Below are 18,928 nucleotides of genomic sequence, written 5' to 3' on the forward strand. Positions count from 1 at the left end.
GACAGATGAAGATGTCATTAGATACTGTCATTGAAGGTCTTCGAGGTGTATGATGAGATGACATCAAAGTAGGGCATTCATGGTGGAATATTCTGCTTATTTACTATTATAATCAACATTTGGTTTATGTCAATATATTTGGAAAACAATATGTGTAAAAATTTTAAAAGCAAATCATTTATCTGGACCCTTTTAAGTAACCATCTGTTAAATGGAAATGAATACTAAAACTATCACAATCAATCAAAGGAGGCGTGATCATGTTCCCGGTCATTCTTCAGCAGCTAAGGACAGAGAAAGGTTTAACAAGGCAAGATGTTGCCGACTATCTCGGCAAAACACCGCAGGCCTATGGCTACTATGAAAAAGGCAAACGAGAACCGAACTATGATACCTTGATAAGTTTAGCCGACTTATTTGATGTATCCATCGATTATCTCCTTGGTCGTAACTACCAGCATCTAGTTGGCGATGACGAACATCTCTTTTTTATAGATACGAGTGAACTTACGGATGAGGCTGTCGAAGATGTTAAGAAGCATGTTGAGTATATGCGATACAAGTCACAGGGCGATCATTCTAGTGAAAAGTTGCGGAGCTAGGTCATAATGGTCTGAACATCAATCGGGATTGATCGCTTAGCCTGTTTGGTCACGAAACCGTAATCATATTATCTAAAAAAATTCTCGTTATTTTGACAAAATTTTCACCTAAGTGGTATACATTTCATATTTTATTGTATATAATTGGCTTATTGGAAGTCATAGCCAATGACAATCTCCCACGAACCTCTTCATGGTCCATGATTTTCACTCATTCTATTAATTAAGGTGATGTCATGAAGACAATCTTTTCACACATTGAGTCAACCGTCTCACAGTTTTATATGAACCATCATATCTATCAACCTATTGATATGGCTATTGATGACATAAGTGCCATACTGGATATTCAGCTTACATTCAATAATGGCCCTTCGCTCATCTATACACACGCAACTTTTATATCGATCAATATTGACCCACAATTGACGCAACCAAAACAACGTGCTGCTTTTTTCAAAGGCATTGCGCAGACCCTTTGTTTTACAGATCTATTAACCCATCACCCATTCACACCACTTATTCCAAACATCTACGACCATGTGAATGAATTCATCCAAAGTTTAGCCCTGCCCTATCATATGTTGGTGTCATATGACTTTGCGGATCCGTTATTACCTGAGCAGCTGAGTAAAGATTTTGACTTACCGTTGCTGCTTTGTCGGAAACGGATGCAGGTGGTTCAAGTGATCGAATTTGATAAAGTGGATTTTCCTTCTTTCCTTGAACCTACGTAGTCATGTGAAAATGCTATCCCTGAAGATCCTAATTCAAGAGATCTCATTAACAATGGGACAACAGTTGAATCCAAAGGCATTGCTTACCCCCAAACTTTTCTCATGTGAACTTTCATAAGAAGCAAGGTGCTCAGCGATAGCTTTTCCCTGACCACGATTGGCACCTGTGATAAGGATTACGTGGTTTTTTTAGTCAGGCATACGCTCTCTCCTTAGTTATTTTTTAAGTTGACGGGACTCTTAAGAGCAGACAGTTTAGTTCTGGCTGAATCTTATATCAAGTTTCATTCCCAAACCTCTGCCTCATGACAAGGCCTGCCTCAAAAGAACATGCAGATGTTTCAACGCTTTACTTGTGAATGTTACGACTCATAATTTTTCTCATCAACCTACCTCGTAACCGGATGATCAAAGTCTTCCTTTTTCCAAAGGTGACAGGCCAAAATGCATAATTTCCAATGGCTCTTGTGATAGCTGGAACCAGTAATGGCCGAACAATAAAGGTTGAACAATAAAGGTATCTAATAAAACCCCTATGGCTGTTACATATAAGTTATCCCGCGTTTTAAACATTTTTATTTTTTATCTCCAAAAAAATGGCCCACTCCTCAGAAGGAACATGAGCCTGATCAGATCACAATATTTTATGCAGGGTGATTAAGTCAATATATTGTGTGATTGTTACAAAGCAATTGACGCCCGGTCTGTGCCGATTCTTTGGCTGCCAAACCTGAAAAAATCCAGTAGAATTAGTACCTTCTATAAATTTTCGGGTATTATAACTTTTTTGTTGATTATAAAATAACGGATAGTGTTAGGTCCGTAAAACACACAATTTTAGTCAAAATGATACAGAAAAGCACTGTCATCTTACAATAAAGTTTTTTCCGTTTGTGTATGCATTGATTCCTGTCTAAAAATCCTACCATCCATTGTTTTTAGCTCCCTATCAATTATCGGTTCAAAGTTCATCTGATCGAGAATATCTCGTTTAAGATCTACTCCGGGTGCAATTTCCTTTAATACTAGCCCTTTGGGAGTCAAACAAAATACGGCACGCTCCGTTACATACAGAACTTCTTTAGTATTTTTTATTGCATTATTACCGCTAAACGTGATTTGGTTAACATGGTATGTGAATTTTTTAATTGTTCCTTCACGATTAATGCTTATTTGACCATTTTCCATAGAAATTTCTAACCCGCCACCAGTAAAAGTAGTACAGAAAACCACTTTTTTCGCTGGTTGAGTAATGTCGATAAATCCACCACATCCTACGAACTTATTGCCAAATTGACTTACATTAACATTTCCACATTGGTCTATTTCGGCTGCTCCCATATAAGTGATATCCACTCCTGCTCCGTGGTAGAAATCAAAGAGATATTCATGGTCAATAATTGCTTCGGCATTTCGAGCAATGCCAAACGCATTGCCACCTACCGGAACCCCGCCGATGATACCAGATTCTAAAGTCAAAATGATATTCGAACGTACCTGTTCCTCGTGGGCAATCGATCCGATCACATCACCTGGAATACCAATTCCAATATTGACAACACTTCGAGTGTTTAATTCCATAAGTGCCCTTCTCCCGATGACCTTGCGAGCGCTTAACGGTAGTGTCTCCAAGCTGTTTGAAGGCGTCCTCAAATCTCCACTGAAAACAGGGTTATAAACGGAATTCGGCAACTGGCGATGTTCTGTTTCAACATTCTCGGCTATTACTGCACCATCGACTAGATAACCCGGCACCACAACATCTTTAGGATGAAGACTTTCTCTTTTAGCACGATATTTGACCTGGGCCAAAACCTGTCCTCCAAAAGCTTTTGCCGCCTGGGCAGCGGAGAGGAGTTCAAGCTTCACCGGCTCTTCCTCGGTAGTGATATTTCCGTTTTCATCAATTGTTGTTCCACGGATGAAAACGTAATCAAAGGGGATAGATTGATAAAACAAAAAGTCTTCACCATCTACTTTCATGATTTTGACCAAGTCTTCTTGTAATTTTGTTCTTTCATTAAATTTCCCTCCGTTAATTCGAGGATCGATAAACGTTCCCAAACCGATTGGAGAAATTTGGCCCGGTAATTTATTGGCCATGGTCCGTAATAGATGAGTCAATTGGCCTTGAGGAAAACAATAGCAATCAACTTTATTATTTTTAATCAATTTCTGAAGCTTAGGAGCCATCCCCCAATGTCCACCAATAACTCGGGTAATTAATCCATCTTCTGCAATGTATTCAATTCCGTTATACCTGTCAGATTGACCAGCTGTATGAAAAATAGTTAAATTACGTGGATGGCCTGTTTCTAGGAAACGATCTCTTATTCCTTGCAGGATTTTATCACATTGACCCATTCCTCCAAACCCCACTAATGCAATTGTGCTCCCATCCGCTATTTGATTGACTAGTTCTCCCGTTCTGAAATTTATATCCATAACCAAATCTCCCTCCATGGATAATATAGACCCAAACAGAAATGATTCTTTTTAAGATTCGATTAGGTTAATCCGTTCTTTTTCAAAAAATCTCTTTATATTCAATAAACTATCCTTAAACAATTCAGTTGGCATTGGTTTTAATTCGGGAGAAATATGTGGCTTAAAATCCATTTGAGATATAATATCCTTTTCTACATCTATGCCAGGAGCATATTCAATCAATTCTAATCCTTTAAAGCTTAACTGGAAAACGGCACGTTCCGTTACAAAATAAACCGGTTGTTCACGATTCCGAGCATATTCTCCACTAAAAGTGATTTGTCCAACGTGATTGATAAATTTCTTTTTAGTTCCTTCTTTTGTAATTTTTAACTCACCGTCATTGACATCCACTTCTAATCCCTTGGCAGTAAATGTACCCAAAAAGACAACCTTCTTGGCCGGTTGAGTAATATCAATAAATCCCCCACACCCAACAGCCTTAGTTCCAAACTTACTCACGTTAACGTTGCCATACTGATCAACTTCCGCAGCACCCATATAGGTGATATCTACACCCACACCATTGTAATAATCAAATTGATATGCATGTTCTATTATCGCATCTGCATTTTTTGTTATGCCAAAATCCATTCCACCTTCCGGAATACCACCAATCGCCCCTGATTCTACCGTTAGAAGGACATCATCTAATATGCCTTCTTCACTAGCCACAGGTCCAATGGTATCTCCCGGAATTCCTGTTCCTAAATTTACAGTTGCATCCGGATAAAGTTCCATCACCCCACGTCTTCCTATCACTTTCCGCAATGTCAGTGGTATTGGATTCAATGTACTAGCTGCTTCTTTAACACTTCCGGAATAAACCGGGTTAAAAAAGAAACTAGATGTTTGCCTATGGTCCGTTAATGGGTCTTCCGTTTGTACGACTGCATCTACATAGATGCCTGGTACTTCTACATTGCGCGAATTTAGCGTTCCTTTACGTGCAATATTTTTCACCTGTACGATTACTTTACCACCATAACGTTTAACTGCTTGAGCAACTGATAGCGCTTCAAGTTTAATAGCCTCATCTTCCATTGTGATATTACCGTATTCATCTGCCGTTGTTCCCCTGATAATTGCTATATCAATCGGAATCGAATGATAAAACATGTATTCTTCGCCTAGTATATTTACAATTTGCATTAAACTTCCAGATTGATAGGCTAATTCGTTCATTATTCCACCTTCAACTCGTGGATCTATAAATGTATTCAATCCCACCCTTGAAAAGCTTCCAGGTTTACCTGAGGCCATAGCTCTGAACAAATGTGCGAGTTGACCCTGCGGAATACAATGCGCTTCCACAGCGTTATTATTAATCAACTCTCCCCATTTGGGCGCCAATCCCCAGTGTGATCCAATGATACGCTTAACCAAGCCTTTATGAGCTAAATGTTGAATCCCACTCTCGCGATCGCTTTGGCCTGCAGAATGCATAAGGGTAATATCTTTAGGTAAACCCGTTTCTAAATACCTACGCTCTATCTCCTTTAAGATCGTTTCAGAAGCACCCATTAAAGTAAATCCAACCGTACATAACGTGGTTTCATTCGAGATCATATTTACGGCGGACTTAGTGGACAAAAGTTTATTTTTCATAAAACTTGTTCCTTTTCCCTATGATCGTAAAATCCTTTTCCTGTCTTATTACCTAATGTTCCCGCCTCTACCATCTTGACTAATAGCGGACATGGGCGATATTTAGAATCTTTAAACCCGTCATAAAGACCTTCCATTGTGGCCAATAAGGTCTCTAACCCAACGAAATCGGCGAGCTTTAGTGGTCCCATGGGGTGATTGGCTCCAATTTTCATTGCCGAATCAACATCTTCCGGTTTTACTCCTTCCATCACTAAATAAATTGCCTCATTGATCATGGGCACTAGCAGCCGATTCACAATAAATCCTGGAAAGTCTTTACATAATACAGCTTTTTTGCCAATTTTTTGTCCAAAAGTCTTTAGTGACTCAAATGTATTTTGTGAGGTGAGTAATCCTGGAATGACTTCTAATAAGCCCATTTTAGGTACTGGATAAAAAAAATGCGTACCGATTACCTTTTCCGGTCGACGTGTAACGGAAGCTAATGCCGAAATTGATAACGCGGAGGTATTAGAAGCCAAAAAAGCATCAGCATTGATTATCTCGTCTAGCTGACGAAAGATTTTTTTCTTTATCTCCATATTTTCTGGAACGGCCTCAATAACCAAATCAACGTCCTTAGCCTTTATCAATTCCTCATTAGTGATAATTCTTTCCATCGTATCTTCGATATGGTGCAATTCACAATAACCCTTTTCTACTTTTCGATTTAGCAAGTTTCGGATGGTTTTTATCCCTTTATCAAGTTGACCAGAAGACACATCTATCCATTTGACTGGATAACCCGCTTCCGCCACTGATTGTGTAATACCGGTTCCCATCAAACCTGCTCCAATAATGGCTACTTGTTGAATTTCCATCTTAAAACCCTCCATAGTAAATAAAATGTGCGGATAAATATAAGAGGACTTTCCAGATTCTTATATTTATCCGTTTATAATTCTGATTATGTTAAAGAATGAACCCTCCGCCCACATTTATGACTTCACCAGTTACATAAGAGGCTTGATCAGATGCAAGAAAAGCGATATAGTTGGCCACGTCTTCAGGCTTTCCTGCTCTACCCATTGGTATTTTTGACACCATTTTATCCCAGACCTTGTCTGGAATCCCCCTTGTCATATCAGTTTCAATAAATCCCGGACATATTGCATTACAAGTCACGTTGAACTTAGCTAGCTCCCGAGATGTTGTTTTACTCAACCCAACAACACCTGCTTTAGCAGCAGCATAATTACCCTGACCAATGTTCCCTTGCCAACTGGCTGACGAGATATTTATAATTCGGCCTGACTCTCTATCCTTCATATGATTAGCAGCAGGTTGAAGGCAATTAAATACTCCTGTAAGATTTACTTCTATCACACTATCCCATTGTTCAGGAGACATTTTATGAATCATAGCGTCTCGATTTATCCCTGCATTGTTAACTAAAATATCTAATTTCCCTTGAGTCTCAATGGAATTTTGAATCAGGTTTTTGGCTTCATCACGGTTTGCAACGTTAGCAACAAAACTATCTACTGAATATTCCTTTTCTTTTAATTCTGACACTGCTATTTCCAAACGCTCTGAATTTATATCGCTAAGAATAACATGGGCATTTAATGACGCAAGCTTTTCGGCAATACCATTTCCTAACCCTTGTGCAGATCCTGTTACAACAGCTACTTTATCCTCTAATGAAATCATACCTTCCCCTCCCATTTATAGATTATTTAATATTCTCAAAAATTGTAGCAATTCCTTGACCGCCGCCGATACACATGGTAACAATTGCTCTTGTCAATCCTCTGCGTTTCATATCATATAATGACTTGACCGTTAGTATTGTCCCAGTTCCTCCTAGTGGGTGTCCCAAAGCAATTGCCCCACCATTCGGATTGACCTTTTCTTCATCTATTCCAAGGTCTCTTATCACCGCAACAGCCTGAGCGGCGAACGCCTCATTCAATTCGACTAAATCTATATCATCCAGCGCCAGGTTAGATTTATGCAAAACTTTTGTTACCGCAGGGGCAGGGGCAAAACCCATAATTTCTGGCTCTAATCCTGCAACAGCTTGTTCCCGAACGTATGCAATTGGCTTCAACCCTAATTCCTCAGCCTTCTCTTGAGTCATAACGACTACAGCTGCAGCTCCTTGATTAATGCCTGCAGCATTTCCGGCTGTAACTGATCCACCATCCATAAATGCTGGCTTTAATTTACTTAACTTTTCTAAGCTAGTATGACGCGGATGCTCATCTTCATCGAAGAGAGTTATTTCCCCACGTTTTCCTTTCACTTCAACTGGCACGATCTCATCTTTAAAATAATCATTTTCGATCGCATCAATAGCTCTCTTCTGACTTCGCAGTGCAAAGCGATCCTGATCTTCACGATTAATTTCAAAACGTTCAGCTACCTTTTCAGCAGTTACACCCATGGCATAATTCCCGAATGGATCTGTTAAGGCAGTCGTTAACCCATCCTCCAATTGACTATGACCAAATTTGTATCCATACCTCGCCTTACGTACATAATATGGGAGTAAGTCCATGTTTTCCGTTCCCGCTGCTACTACAACCTCAGCATCTTCACTTTTAATGGATTGAACAGCAGAATTAATCGCCTGGAGTCCGGAACCGCATAACCGGTTTAAAGACAGTGCAGTTGTCGTGGAAGGAAGTCCGGCACGAAGCGCACACATCCGTGCAATGTAGGCATTTTCCGCAACTTGACCAACATTTCCTACAATCACTTCCTCAACCAGTTCAGGACTAACATTTGCTCTGTTTAAAGCTTCACGAATGGTGGTTGCACCAAGATCAGCTGCATGAACATCTTTTATCATTCCACCCATTGTTCCAATTGGAGTCCTCGCACCATCAACAATGACAATATCTTTCATGTAATTCTCCTTTTCTAAACGTTTAGATTTTTTTACAAAAAAATTCATTATTAATGTCAAACGGAAGCACCGCTAGACTTTCGAATAACAAGCTCCGGTTCCAATAGAAACCGTTGATTTTCCATACTTTCATCTTTGAGTAAACTCATTAACATGCTGGCTGCTTCTTTTCCCATTTCCTTGTTCTGCATATTAACAGAACTAAGATCAATTAAATCGCTAAACATGTTGTTATCAATACTAATCAGGGCAATTTCTTCGGGAATCCGAAGTCCTTTTTCCTGCAATGCTAAATAAACACCAAACGCCATTAGGTCGGATGAACAAAAAATAATTTCGGGAAGCGAACCATAATGAATCATTTTTTTAGCTTCTTCATATCCTCTTTGCTTTGAATAACTATCTGCCGATTTAGTCCATTTCTGTTCGACATTTAACCGGTTTTTGTCCATACCTTCATGAAAACCCATTAAGCGATCTCTAAAAGTGGAAAATTCTTGTGGTCCACTTAAAAAGGCGATTTCGGAATACCCCATCTGCTTTATGTGATCAACAACCTTGATAGCAGCTAATCTGTTGTTTGCCCCAATAAAGCATTCATGATCATATAATTCATCTGGCCTCCGATTAAGGAACACATAAGGAATGCCAAAAATGTTTAATTTGTTATAATAATGCTTTCTTTCTTTCAAAGAAGTTGCAATAACAACCCCATCAACTCTTTTTTCTAACAAGTTATTAATGTATTTCTCTTCTCTTTCTGAGCTATTTTCGGTATTACACAAAAATACTTCATAATTATTTTCCCATGCGACCTCTTCAAGTCCAGAAACAATTTCTGGATAATAAGGGTTTGTAATATCCCTTACAATTACCCCGATGGATGAGGTCTTAGCATTTTTTAGACTTCTTGCAATAGCATTCGGACGGTAACCCAAATCATTTATCGCCTCCAAGATCTTCTCTCGCGATTTCGGACTTACAACCGGAGAATTATTAATTACCGCGGAAACTGTAGCTACTGAAAATCCTGATTTTTTTGCAACATCGTTCATTGTTACCATATTATTCTCACCTTGTTTTTTTAACATTGTATCATTTCAGTATACTATATAAGAATCACCCTTTCACTAATGATGTTTTTTAATTATTCTAGAAACAAGTTAGGAAGAAATGTTACTATCTCAGGTATAAAAACCACCAAAATAAGTACTGAAATTACACAGCCAATATAGGGTGGCAAAAACGGAAGTAACTCCTTCATTTTTGCTCTGCCGATCCCCATTGTGATATTCAAAATAGGTCCAACAGGGGGTGTAACACCAGCAAATATCAGAGTAGCTACAATAACAAAGCCAAAATGAATAGGATCAAAACCAAACTGGGAAACAATTGGTCCTAAAAGCGGAGCGATGATTATCGTTGCCGCCAGGGTTTCGATAAACATTCCAATGAACAAAATGAAAGCAATAAGAAGCAATAAAATCAAGTATGGACTCTCAGTTAAACTTGCCAAAGTGTTAACTACCAATAATGGTATTTGGGTGTACGCAATTACCCAGCCCAAAATGGAAGCTCCCGCAACAATAAGGAGTACCATTGAGGTATTAGCAGCAGCGTCAGCGAAAATTTTCGGGATATCCCGTAAAGTAAATTCCTTGTAAATTAATAAGCCAACTACTAATGCATATACAACAGCGATAACCCCTGCTTCAGTCGCTGTGAAAATCCCGGTTACAATTCCACCAAGAATCAACAATGGCATCATCAAAGCCCAAAATGCTTCCTTCAACGACTTTATCACTACGTTAAAACGAGGCCTTCCTTCTTCCTTCAAATTATATTTTTTTCCGTACAAATAAGTAACCGTCATTAATCCAAGTCCCATTAACAGCCCTGGTATGATCCCGGCTAAAAAAAGTCGGCTGATAGAAACCTCCGTTATAACGGCATATAAAATCATAGTAAGGCTTGGAGGAATTATTGTTCCTAATGAGCCAGCACAAGCCTGAAGTGTTGCAGCCAACCCCGCCGGATACCTTTTTGTCTTCATTGCAGGAATCATGATGCTCCCCACAGCAGCAGTATCCGCAGCCGCAGATCCGGATATTCCTGCAATTATCACACTTGCACCCACACCAGACATACCTAACCCTCCACGAATATACCCTACAATGGAATATGCCAAATTAACCAGCCTTCTAGATATTCCACCAGTTTCCATCAACTGTCCAGCTAGCATGAAAAGCGGTATCGCTAATAGTGTAAAAGAATTGACACCGGTAAACATGCGTTGCACTACGAGAGACAATGATACGTCTGAATACGTAAATATACCTAGCAATGCTGCAGACCCCATAGAAAAGGCTATGGGAACGCCAATAACCAACATTAAAAGAAATACCCATGTAACTGTTACTATCATAAATTTTCAACCCTTTTTTCAGTTGGTTTAGTATGAGTACCGTTTTCATTTTTTCTGTTACCCATTAGTTGAATGTAGGTTTCCATTTGGGCAATAAGCATCCCTAGAGACCCAACAGGTATAGCTAAATAAATCCATCCCATTGGTATACGCAGAACTGAAGAATATTGATCCATACCAGATAAAACCATTTCAGTTCCAAGGATGATAACAACTCCGAGAAATGCAATTGATACGATATTACTCACAGTAAATATGAGCTTCCAAAATTGATCAGGTAAGTAGTCTAGGACAAGGTCGACATCTATATTCAATCCCCGCTTAATGGTGATATATCCGCCTAAGTAAATAAGCCAAATAAACAAAAATCTAGATATTTCTCCAGTCCAGGGAACGGCTACTCCTGTTGTTCGACCAACAACTTTTAAAAATACGATACAAACCAAAAGGATGAAAGTCATCACCGTCAAACCATGAATCAATTTTTGTAACAATTTCATATCCTTTATTTCTCCTTAGCTGCATCTTGAATTAATTTATACATTTTTTGCAGATCGTTTTCTTTAATATACTTTTTAACAGCAGGTTTGGCTGCTTTCTTAAAAGGTTCGATATTAATATCCAAGAATTCAACACCATGTTCTTTTAGGGCTTTGCGACTTTTTTTATCAAAATTTATTGAGTTTTTATTAAACCAATCCATGGTTTCGTTAATTGATTGTTTAATAATTTTTTGCACTTTATCTGGCAGATTGTTGTAAAAATTCTTACTAATATTTATCGTTTCGAATGTCAAATTGTGCCGAGTATCAACAAAATAATCTGCAACTTCCCATGCATTGATGCTTTTTAAGAATTCTGGGTTACTTTCCATTCCATCTACGGTACCCGTTTCCATCGCCGAGAATGCTTCACCTGTGGACAAACTTGCGGGTTGAACACCAAAACTCTTAAAGGTATTTACAATTATGGGCGACGGTAAAGTTCTAATTTTTGATCCCGAAAAATCTTGAAACGACTGTACTTTTTCGTTAAGAACAGTACTTCTATAAGAGAGTGGTTCAATACCCAACGTTATAAAATCGGTTTGTTCCGATATACCTTTTTTAAGGTTATCACCTAACGCTCCGCTCACTGCTGCCTTGGCGTGTTCTATACTTTTAAAAACATATGGAAGATCCAAAATTCCTATCTTTGGATAAAAGTTTGCTACAACCCCAGCATCCCCAAGACTCATATCCACCGTGCCCTGCTGTAAACCATCCAAAAGTGCTTTTTGGTCTCCAAGTTGTCCATTGGAATAGACTTTAACTTCCACTTTGCCATCTGATTTTTTCTCTACTAATTTCTCAAATCTTGAAACTTGTTTGCCAAGACTAAAAGAATCTTTCAGATGATATGCAAACCTAATAGTTATTTTTTCCTCACCGGATTGACTTACAGATGAGCTTGAACTCCCACAACCTGATGTAAACGTTAACAAAGAAAAAATCAAAAAACCTAAAAGTAACCCTTTAATTTTACTCATTGATTACATCCCCTTTCAGTCAAAGCATTTTTAAGAATGTGCCAACAGACTTCCTGCTCCCCTTTCTAATTTGGTTTTAATGAATCTAAACGTTTAGATTTCTTGATAAAGATTATATAATCGATAATGGAGTAAATCAACCCCTTTTTTCTAAAAATTTTAATTAAAATAAATTTTGTAACTTCATTTTTAACAGGAAATAATGATCCTTCGGTATTTGACACTTTATTTTAGCAGTTACACGGGTACTAAAAAAGACCGGCCAAACTTTAATGAGATGTTGAAATACCTTTGAGAAGGTGACACCGTTGTTGTTTATAAGTAAGAGCAAGCCTTTTTTTCTTTTGACCTATGTATTCCTCATATTGCTCTTCAAGATTTATTAATGCCTTCTCCCAGACTTCCTAATACGTTTGATGTTGGAATTCCCCTTCTTCCTCCAACATTCTCCTTCTAACTTGTTTTGTATCCATCAATACCCTCCAAATGAATGTTTATTTTATGATATGATGTATTCGGTTTCATTAAAAATGAATGTTTTATATCATTATTTATGATGGGAAAGAATGACGTGATGGATAGCCACGATTTAGATTTTCCGCACAATCGCAGAAGAAGGAAGTATTACAAAAGCTGCGAGCTCATTGAGCTATGTTCAATCGAACATAACGGGAAGATTAAAGAAGTTGGAATCAGAATTAAAAACTAAATTGTACACCTTACCTTTCCTCGTTCAAAAAATACTCCCTGACTTCCAACCAGTTATTCAATCTTGTATAACCAGTTTCATTAATATTGTGTATAGAAGTAAATATTATTCCCTCACCAACAAACCGCTTAAAGTGTCGGACATTATCATCAATCAGATAATCTGCTTTTATAACACTTTTATCCCCACAAAGAATACAAAGTTCATATCGTCCAAGAAATCAAAGTGCTCCTTTAACCATTCATACTTAGCATTAAAGGAAGTTGGAAACTCCATTGCCGCTGTAGTAATGAAAATTTCATAGTGTTCGCTTAATCCCTTTATCACTTTTTGGCTGTCTTCCATTACATCTAAGTCACGAAAGAAAGTCGGCTCGGTGATATAGCTATGAATCTCTTCAGCTAGATCTGGACGTTATTCTCTTAGCATTATTCCTTTTAATTCTTCCACTTTAATATCTTCATTAAATTTCTGATTGTATAGTGATAGATGCTTCGGTAAAAAGTCTCAGCCAACACTTCATCCATGTCGATTGCAATTCGCTTCAAACAAATCTCCCCCTTACCAGTCTAATCCCCCATCCATAATTTTCTTTAAAACATGCATCGGACTCGACTGGTCATCTATAATATAATCTTAATAAATCAAATTTTATACGTACGTAAAATAGTATTAGCGTTTATAATTGAACTAGATGTCTCGTTAATCATATCTTAAATAAATTAATAAATTAAAAATCTATCAAAAATACTGAGCATAGAATTAATACTTTTTGTCATCTGATTCGACAAGAGGTACGGTATTAATCCTGCCAATTATTTAATTTGCTATTCGCAAACCAACGGTTTATACTAAAAAAAGAATTTTTTACGTACGTAAAAAAATAGGCAGGTGTATATTATGGATACAGCTTTTAGCTATAACTTTCCCGCGTTAAGAGGAAAACAAGCAGAAAAAGAATATTTTGTCGTTATGTGTCCTTTACGTTTGATCCCTAAGATCTTTTTATTTGATGAGGAAGAACTCCCTCCAAAGCATAGGGCACAACGGATTCTTAACAAAAATCGAATACCTGAAATGACAAATTACATAATTGATAATCAAAAAGACTATGTTTTTTCATCATTAACAGCTTCTATTGACGGAGAGATAGAGTTTCAACCGTTTAGTAAGGAGCAATCTTGGAATGATCTTGGGAGGTTACTTGTGTCCTTAGATGCAAAATTTCTTATTAATGATGGACAGCATCGTCGCGCCGCCATTGAAGAAGCTTTGAAAATCTCCCCTGAACTGGGGGGTGAAACCATATCAGTAGTCTTCTTTCAAGATGAAGGTCTTAAGAATTCACAGCAAATTTTCTCGGATCTCAATAGACATGCGGTGAATACCACCTCCTCTATCGGAATTCTCTATGACCATCGTGATTGTTTAGCTCTATTAACTAAGGAAGTTGTGTCTGAAAATGAGCTGTTAGCAAGATATACAGATATGGAACGCGTGTCTTTATCAAAGAATTCTCCTAAATTAATGGCGCTTAACCATATTTTTAATACCAACCTTAAACTGCTTGGAAAATCCAAGGGTGATGTCGTTAATACGGATGATGAAAAATTTGTGAAAAGCTTTTGGAATACCTTATGTGATACCATAGTTGAATGGAAGATGGTATTAAATAAAGAACTAGCTCCCAAAGAACTTCGTATGAACTATATTGTTGGTCACGGAGTCTTTTTGGAAGCCGTTGGAATGATAGGAAAAGCGGCATACGAGCAGGAACCATCTCAATGGGAAAAGTACATCGATAACTTAGCGAACATCGATTGGGACCGTTCAAATACTAAAGACTGGGAAGGTCGTGCATTTAGTACGAATGGACGGATACAGAAGAATAACCTAACTATTCAATTAACAGCTAATCTCATTAAACAAAAATTGGGTCTTCCATTAACTGAAGCAGACAAAAAGGCCGAAAATAAATTAAAAGTTGGTGATAACAATGATTAATGGTGTTATAAGTGACATGTTAAACAAAGAACAACCTTTAGTTGATGAAGCTAAAGAACAAATAAAAGAAGTCTACAGAGAAGATGATCGCCCATGGGTGGTTGGCTACAGTGGTGGCAAAGACTCAACAGTAGTTTGTCAAATTGTATTTGAAGCATTAAGTGAACTTCCTAAAGAGCAGCTTCATAAGAAGGTATATATTATTTCTTCCGATACTCTTGTTGAAACACCACTTATCATACAATCAATTAATACAACTTTACATAGAATTCAGTCAGAAGCATTAAGACGTGATTTGCCAATTGAAACTCATAAAGTTAAGCCAGAACCAACCCAATCCTTTTGGGCTAATATCATTGGAAAAGGCTACCCTTCCCCCAATCAACAATTCAGATGGTGTACGGATCGAATGAAAATCGATCCGGCTAATCGCTTTGTTACTGATAAGGTATCAAAATTTGGAGAAGTCATTATGATATTAGGCGTACGTGATAATGAAAGTGCCACTCGTGCGAATGTCATGAAATCCCATACTGTTGAAGGTAAAAGATTAATGAAACACTCTTCTTTACCTAATGCATACGTCTTTGCACCGATCCGTAAATTCGAGTTAAATGATGTCTGGGACTATTTGCTGAACGATGAATCACCTTGGGGTGACGATAACCATGAATTGAATAAACTCTATCAAGACTCTAACAGTGGTGAATGTCCCCTTGTCGTAGACAAAACGGTTAAGGAGAGCGCCGGGTCTTGTGGTAATAGTCGTTTTGGTTGTTGGGTATGTACGGTAGTTAATGAAGATAAAGCTTTAAACGGTTTTATCGAAAGTGGCGAAGACTGGATGCGTCCTCTTCTGGAATTCAGAAATTGGTTAACTAATATTCGCGATATGAGAGATAAACGAGCAAAATATCGAATGAATGGTCAAATCTATCATAATGAAGTTCGAGTTGAGCAAATAGAAGATAAAAAGTTTGTTATTCTTCCTAAAAAAGGTGGAAGACCGCGCCAAGTACTTCCATTTCATACCTTTGACGTTGTTGAAGAAGATGACTTAAGTCGCTATTTGAAGGATAACGGAGTTGACTTAAGTGCTTCGATTGACCACAAAATATTAATTATGAAAAACAATGGTAAGTATGCTCAACTTGGTCTTGGACCTTTTACTATGGATACACGGAAAGAAATACTAAAACAACTCTTAATTACACAGAGAGATTTAGAACACCCAGATGACTCTAATTTTGAACTTATAAAAGAGGAAGAGTTACGAATTATCCGCCGCTACTGGTTGGAGAACGGTGATTGGGAAGATAGCCTACCTAAGCTATACAAAGAAGTCATGGGATATGACCTTGATTGGGAATACGATGATCAACCATTATTTGATCAAGAGCAGCTTACCGATCTTGAGATTTTGTGTAAACAAAAAGACATCGATATTAAGTTGCTTAAAAAGTTAGTTGGTATAGAGAAAGACTATGCAGGTTATAAAGTCAAACGCGGGTTAAATGAAGAATTAGAAAAAGCTCTCACCCAAGATTACTTACACGTATAGTGAAGGGTTTGTGAATTATGTTATTAAAACAAATGACGTTAGAAAACTTTGGAGCCTATCGTGGAACAAAAAAGATTGATTTAAAAATTAATTCCTCTCAACGAAATACCATACTTATAGGGGGTGAGAACGGTTCAGGAAAAACAACACTCTTAAATGGCATCAAAATTGGTTTATTTGGTTCGTATGCTTATGGTTTTAAAACTGAAAGTAGCCTTTATTTAAATAAGATTGAAAGCTTCCTTAATACACAGGCCATAAAAAACGAAGAAAACCATTTTAGAGTAGTGTTGGAATTTAGTGAGGTAGAAAATTATAAGAAGACGGAGTATATTTTCTACAGATCATGGTATTTAAAAAATAGCAAAATAAAAGAAGAACTTGATATATATAAGGATAACCGTTTCCTTAATCAATCAGAAAAAGAAATCTATCAATCAAAATTACGGGAGTCCATGCCTCCACAGCTTTTTGACCTTTGTCTTTTTGATGGTGAGGAAATTTCAAGAATTATAAGTGATAATTTATTATCAACTTACCTAAAAAAACTTTCAAAGGTGATTTTTAACCTTAATCTATTTGAAAGTCTTGAAAATGACCTAGAGAGTTTGATTAAGAATAAACGAAAAGACGGGGCCTTATCTGAGCAAAACAAGCAAATTGTTGAATTGAAATATCTAATTGATAATCATCAAAACGAGATTCATGATCTTGAAAACAGTCTTAGCGAACAACAGAGCGAACTTAGTCATTGTCAAGATAAATTACAAGAACTACAAAAAGATTTTGAAATGCATGGTGGCCTATATAAAGAGCAGCGTGACCAACTTGTTGAGGAAGTTAACAAGATCGAAAATGAACGAAAAGCGGTAAATACCGAGGTAAAAGAATATGTTGCCACAGTCTTTCCATTTTATATGAATAAAGACTTGTTAGATAGTACAGTACAACAAATGGAAGCGGAAAATACCCAACAAATTTTTGACCAGATGTCTAACCATTTAAATGAAGAGAAGTTGAATAAAGTTCTCAATGAATTGCCTGTTTCTAGCAACGAAGGTCTTGCTCTACAGTTAAAAGACACCCTGCTTAAACATATTAGACCCGAACTTGAACAGTCCTTACATCATGCTTCTTTTGCTCAAAGAAGTCAGGTGAGTCAAATGGTTGAATCAGTTAACAGACAAGAAGCTTCTCATTATGCCGATCTCTTAAAACAAAATCAGAAACAACTAAAAAGAGCTCAGGAGATTAGAAAGAAGATTAATATCCATGATAAAACCAATGATTTTACACAGATGATTCAACAGATAGAGCAGCTTAAGATGCAAATCTCAACTTTAGAACAAAAGATTGATGATACACAGAACCGCATTTATGAACAATCAGCTGACAAAGACCTGGTAGAACAACAACTAGAAGAAAAACAAAAAGAAAGACATCAATCCCATAAACAACTAAACGCCTTTGCATTATCACAAGATATTGTTGAACTTAGTCAGGAATTCCGTAAAGTTCAGCAACAGAAGAAACTGCAAGAAGTTGAATCTGAAGCTATTCGCATGCTTAAACAGTTGATGCGAAAAAGTAATTACATTACATCTATAAAAATTGAACCTGTGGATTTTGACATAACACTATATGATATAAATCAAGAATTAATAAAAATGGGTAACCTTTCGGCTGGTGAAAAAGAGATTTTATTACTTTCTTTGATTTGGGCAATGTTCAAATCTTCTGGACGTCGCGTCCCATTTATTTTCGACACATTGCTAGGACGCTTAGATCAAACACATAAATCAAGCGTGTTATCCGAATTAATCCCGTCTTGCGGTGAACAGGTACTTATTCTTTCAACTGATACTGAAATTGATCAAGAACATTATAAGACTTTGAAGCCCTATCTAGCCCATGAATATACTCTTAATTTTGATTCTGTTAGTCAAGAAGTCAATATTGAATCTGAATATTTTATGGAAAAAAGTGGGGTGAGTATGTGAACTTCCGTCTAAAAACATCCAAACATACAGGCGAAAGACTGAAAACATTGCATTCATCGACCAACCTGACGCCAAATATTTTGGCCCGTTTGGCAGTCTCCTTTTCATTACGTCTGGAAAATGTACCAGAAGATGAATCAGAGTCTTCAGGACTAGAATTTAATCGAAATACACTTACTGGTGAGCACGATTACCTATATAAAGCTTTGATCACTCAGCACGCTAACCGTGAAGTCACAGATGAAGAATATTTTCCTTCTTTTTTTAAAGCACATCTTGAAAGAGGTATTACTATTTTAGATAATGAGTATCGGCATGCGGGCAATGCAGACCGATTCTTTCAAAACTTATTAAACTCATAAAAAAGGAGT

15 protein-coding genes and 3 pseudogenes are annotated in these 18,928 nt (G+C 37.3%); 7 read left to right on the forward strand and 11 right to left on the reverse strand.

Annotation, left to right across the window (positions count from 1 at the left end):
* The first annotated feature begins 260 nt into the window (after window positions 1-260).
* Together B9Y89_RS17500 and B9Y89_RS17505 are read left to right on the forward strand one after the other, a co-directional pair.
* Entirely contained in the window at window positions 261-602 is a 342-nt protein-coding gene (locus B9Y89_RS17500) for a helix-turn-helix domain-containing protein (RefSeq protein WP_085524466.1), read from the forward strand.
* Window positions 603-838: 236 nt separating this feature from the next.
* Window positions 839-1,339, forward strand: a complete 501-nt coding sequence (locus B9Y89_RS17505) for a hypothetical protein (RefSeq protein WP_085524467.1) — start codon at window positions 839-841, stop codon at window positions 1,337-1,339.
* Between the two features lie 349 nt (window positions 1,340-1,688).
* Here B9Y89_RS17505 and B9Y89_RS19170 read toward each other — a convergent pair.
* The 10 genes and pseudogenes from B9Y89_RS19170 to B9Y89_RS17550 all read right to left on the reverse strand — a co-directional run.
* Window positions 1,689-1,885, reverse strand: a pseudogene (locus B9Y89_RS19170) (hypothetical protein); the annotation flags it as partial.
* A gap of 324 nt (window positions 1,886-2,209) precedes the next feature.
* Complete coding sequence (locus B9Y89_RS17510; RefSeq protein WP_085524468.1) at window positions 2,210-3,784, reverse strand: acyl CoA:acetate/3-ketoacid CoA transferase; 1,575 nt, start codon at window positions 3,782-3,784, stop codon at window positions 2,210-2,212.
* Window positions 3,785-3,835: 51 nt separating this feature from the next.
* Window positions 3,836-5,434, reverse strand: a complete 1,599-nt coding sequence (locus tag B9Y89_RS17515; protein ID WP_085524469.1) for an acyl CoA:acetate/3-ketoacid CoA transferase — start codon at window positions 5,432-5,434, stop codon at window positions 3,836-3,838.
* Entirely contained in the window at window positions 5,431-6,297 is an 867-nt protein-coding gene (locus B9Y89_RS17520) for a 3-hydroxyacyl-CoA dehydrogenase family protein (RefSeq protein ID WP_085524470.1), read from the reverse strand. Before B9Y89_RS17520 ends, B9Y89_RS17515 begins: the two co-directional genes overlap by 4 nt.
* 91 nt (window positions 6,298-6,388) lie before the next feature.
* The gene (fabG, locus tag B9Y89_RS17525) at window positions 6,389-7,129 is read right to left on the reverse strand and encodes a 3-oxoacyl-ACP reductase FabG (RefSeq protein WP_085524471.1); all 741 of its coding nucleotides are present in this window, start codon (window positions 7,127-7,129) and stop codon (window positions 6,389-6,391) included.
* A gap of 22 nt (window positions 7,130-7,151) precedes the next feature.
* Window positions 7,152-8,330 carry a thiolase family protein gene (locus B9Y89_RS17530; RefSeq protein ID WP_085524472.1) on the reverse strand — a complete coding sequence of 393 codons (1,179 nt, stop codon included), beginning with the start codon at window positions 8,328-8,330 and terminating at the stop codon, window positions 7,152-7,154.
* Between the two features lie 56 nt (window positions 8,331-8,386).
* On the reverse strand, window positions 8,387-9,394 hold the full coding sequence (locus B9Y89_RS17535; RefSeq protein WP_176222276.1) for a LacI family DNA-binding transcriptional regulator: 1,008 nt from the start codon (window positions 9,392-9,394) through the stop codon (window positions 8,387-8,389).
* A gap of 83 nt (window positions 9,395-9,477) precedes the next feature.
* Entirely contained in the window at window positions 9,478-10,755 is a 1,278-nt protein-coding gene (locus B9Y89_RS17540; RefSeq protein ID WP_085524474.1) for a TRAP transporter large permease, read from the reverse strand.
* Entirely contained in the window at window positions 10,752-11,255 is a 504-nt protein-coding gene (locus tag B9Y89_RS17545; protein ID WP_085524475.1) for a TRAP transporter small permease, read from the reverse strand. The genes B9Y89_RS17540 and B9Y89_RS17545 overlap by 4 nt, the downstream gene beginning before the upstream one ends.
* 5 nt (window positions 11,256-11,260) lie before the next feature.
* Window positions 11,261-12,283: a TRAP transporter substrate-binding protein gene (locus B9Y89_RS17550; protein WP_085524476.1), complete on the reverse strand. Its 1,023-nt coding sequence runs from the start codon at window positions 12,281-12,283 to the stop codon at window positions 11,261-11,263.
* A gap of 574 nt (window positions 12,284-12,857) precedes the next feature.
* On the opposite strand from B9Y89_RS17550, the pseudogene B9Y89_RS19670 reads away from it, so the two are divergent.
* Window positions 12,858-12,996: pseudogene (locus tag B9Y89_RS19670) on the forward strand (LysR family transcriptional regulator); the annotation flags it as partial.
* Between the two features lie 6 nt (window positions 12,997-13,002).
* Here the strand turns inward: B9Y89_RS19670 and B9Y89_RS17560 are convergent.
* A pseudogene (locus B9Y89_RS17560) lies at window positions 13,003-13,519 on the reverse strand (5' nucleotidase, NT5C type).
* Between the two features lie 373 nt (window positions 13,520-13,892).
* On the opposite strand from B9Y89_RS17560, the gene dndB reads away from it, so the two are divergent.
* The 4 genes from dndB to dndE are packed head-to-tail and all read left to right on the forward strand — an operon-like array spanning window position 13,893 to window position 18,919.
* Complete coding sequence (dndB, locus tag B9Y89_RS17565; RefSeq protein ID WP_085524477.1) at window positions 13,893-14,996, forward strand: DNA sulfur modification protein DndB; 1,104 nt, start codon at window positions 13,893-13,895, stop codon at window positions 14,994-14,996.
* Window positions 14,997-15,012: 16 nt separating this feature from the next.
* Window positions 15,013-16,557: a DNA phosphorothioation system sulfurtransferase DndC gene (gene dndC, locus B9Y89_RS17570; protein ID WP_441351497.1), complete on the forward strand. Its 1,545-nt coding sequence runs from the start codon at window positions 15,013-15,015 to the stop codon at window positions 16,555-16,557.
* 17 nt (window positions 16,558-16,574) lie between these two features.
* Window positions 16,575-18,557, forward strand: coding sequence for a DNA sulfur modification protein DndD (dndD, locus tag B9Y89_RS17575; protein WP_085524479.1), 1,983 nt, complete (start codon window positions 16,575-16,577; stop codon window positions 18,555-18,557).
* Complete coding sequence (gene dndE, locus B9Y89_RS17580) at window positions 18,554-18,919, forward strand: DNA sulfur modification protein DndE (RefSeq protein WP_085524480.1); 366 nt, start codon at window positions 18,554-18,556, stop codon at window positions 18,917-18,919. Before dndD ends, dndE begins: the two co-directional genes overlap by 4 nt.
* Window positions 18,920-18,928: the final 9 nt, after the last annotated feature.

The sequence above is a fragment of the Tuberibacillus sp. Marseille-P3662 genome (assembly GCF_900178005.1).
Taxonomy (GTDB): domain Bacteria; phylum Bacillota; class Bacilli; order Bacillales; family Sporolactobacillaceae; genus Marseille-P3662.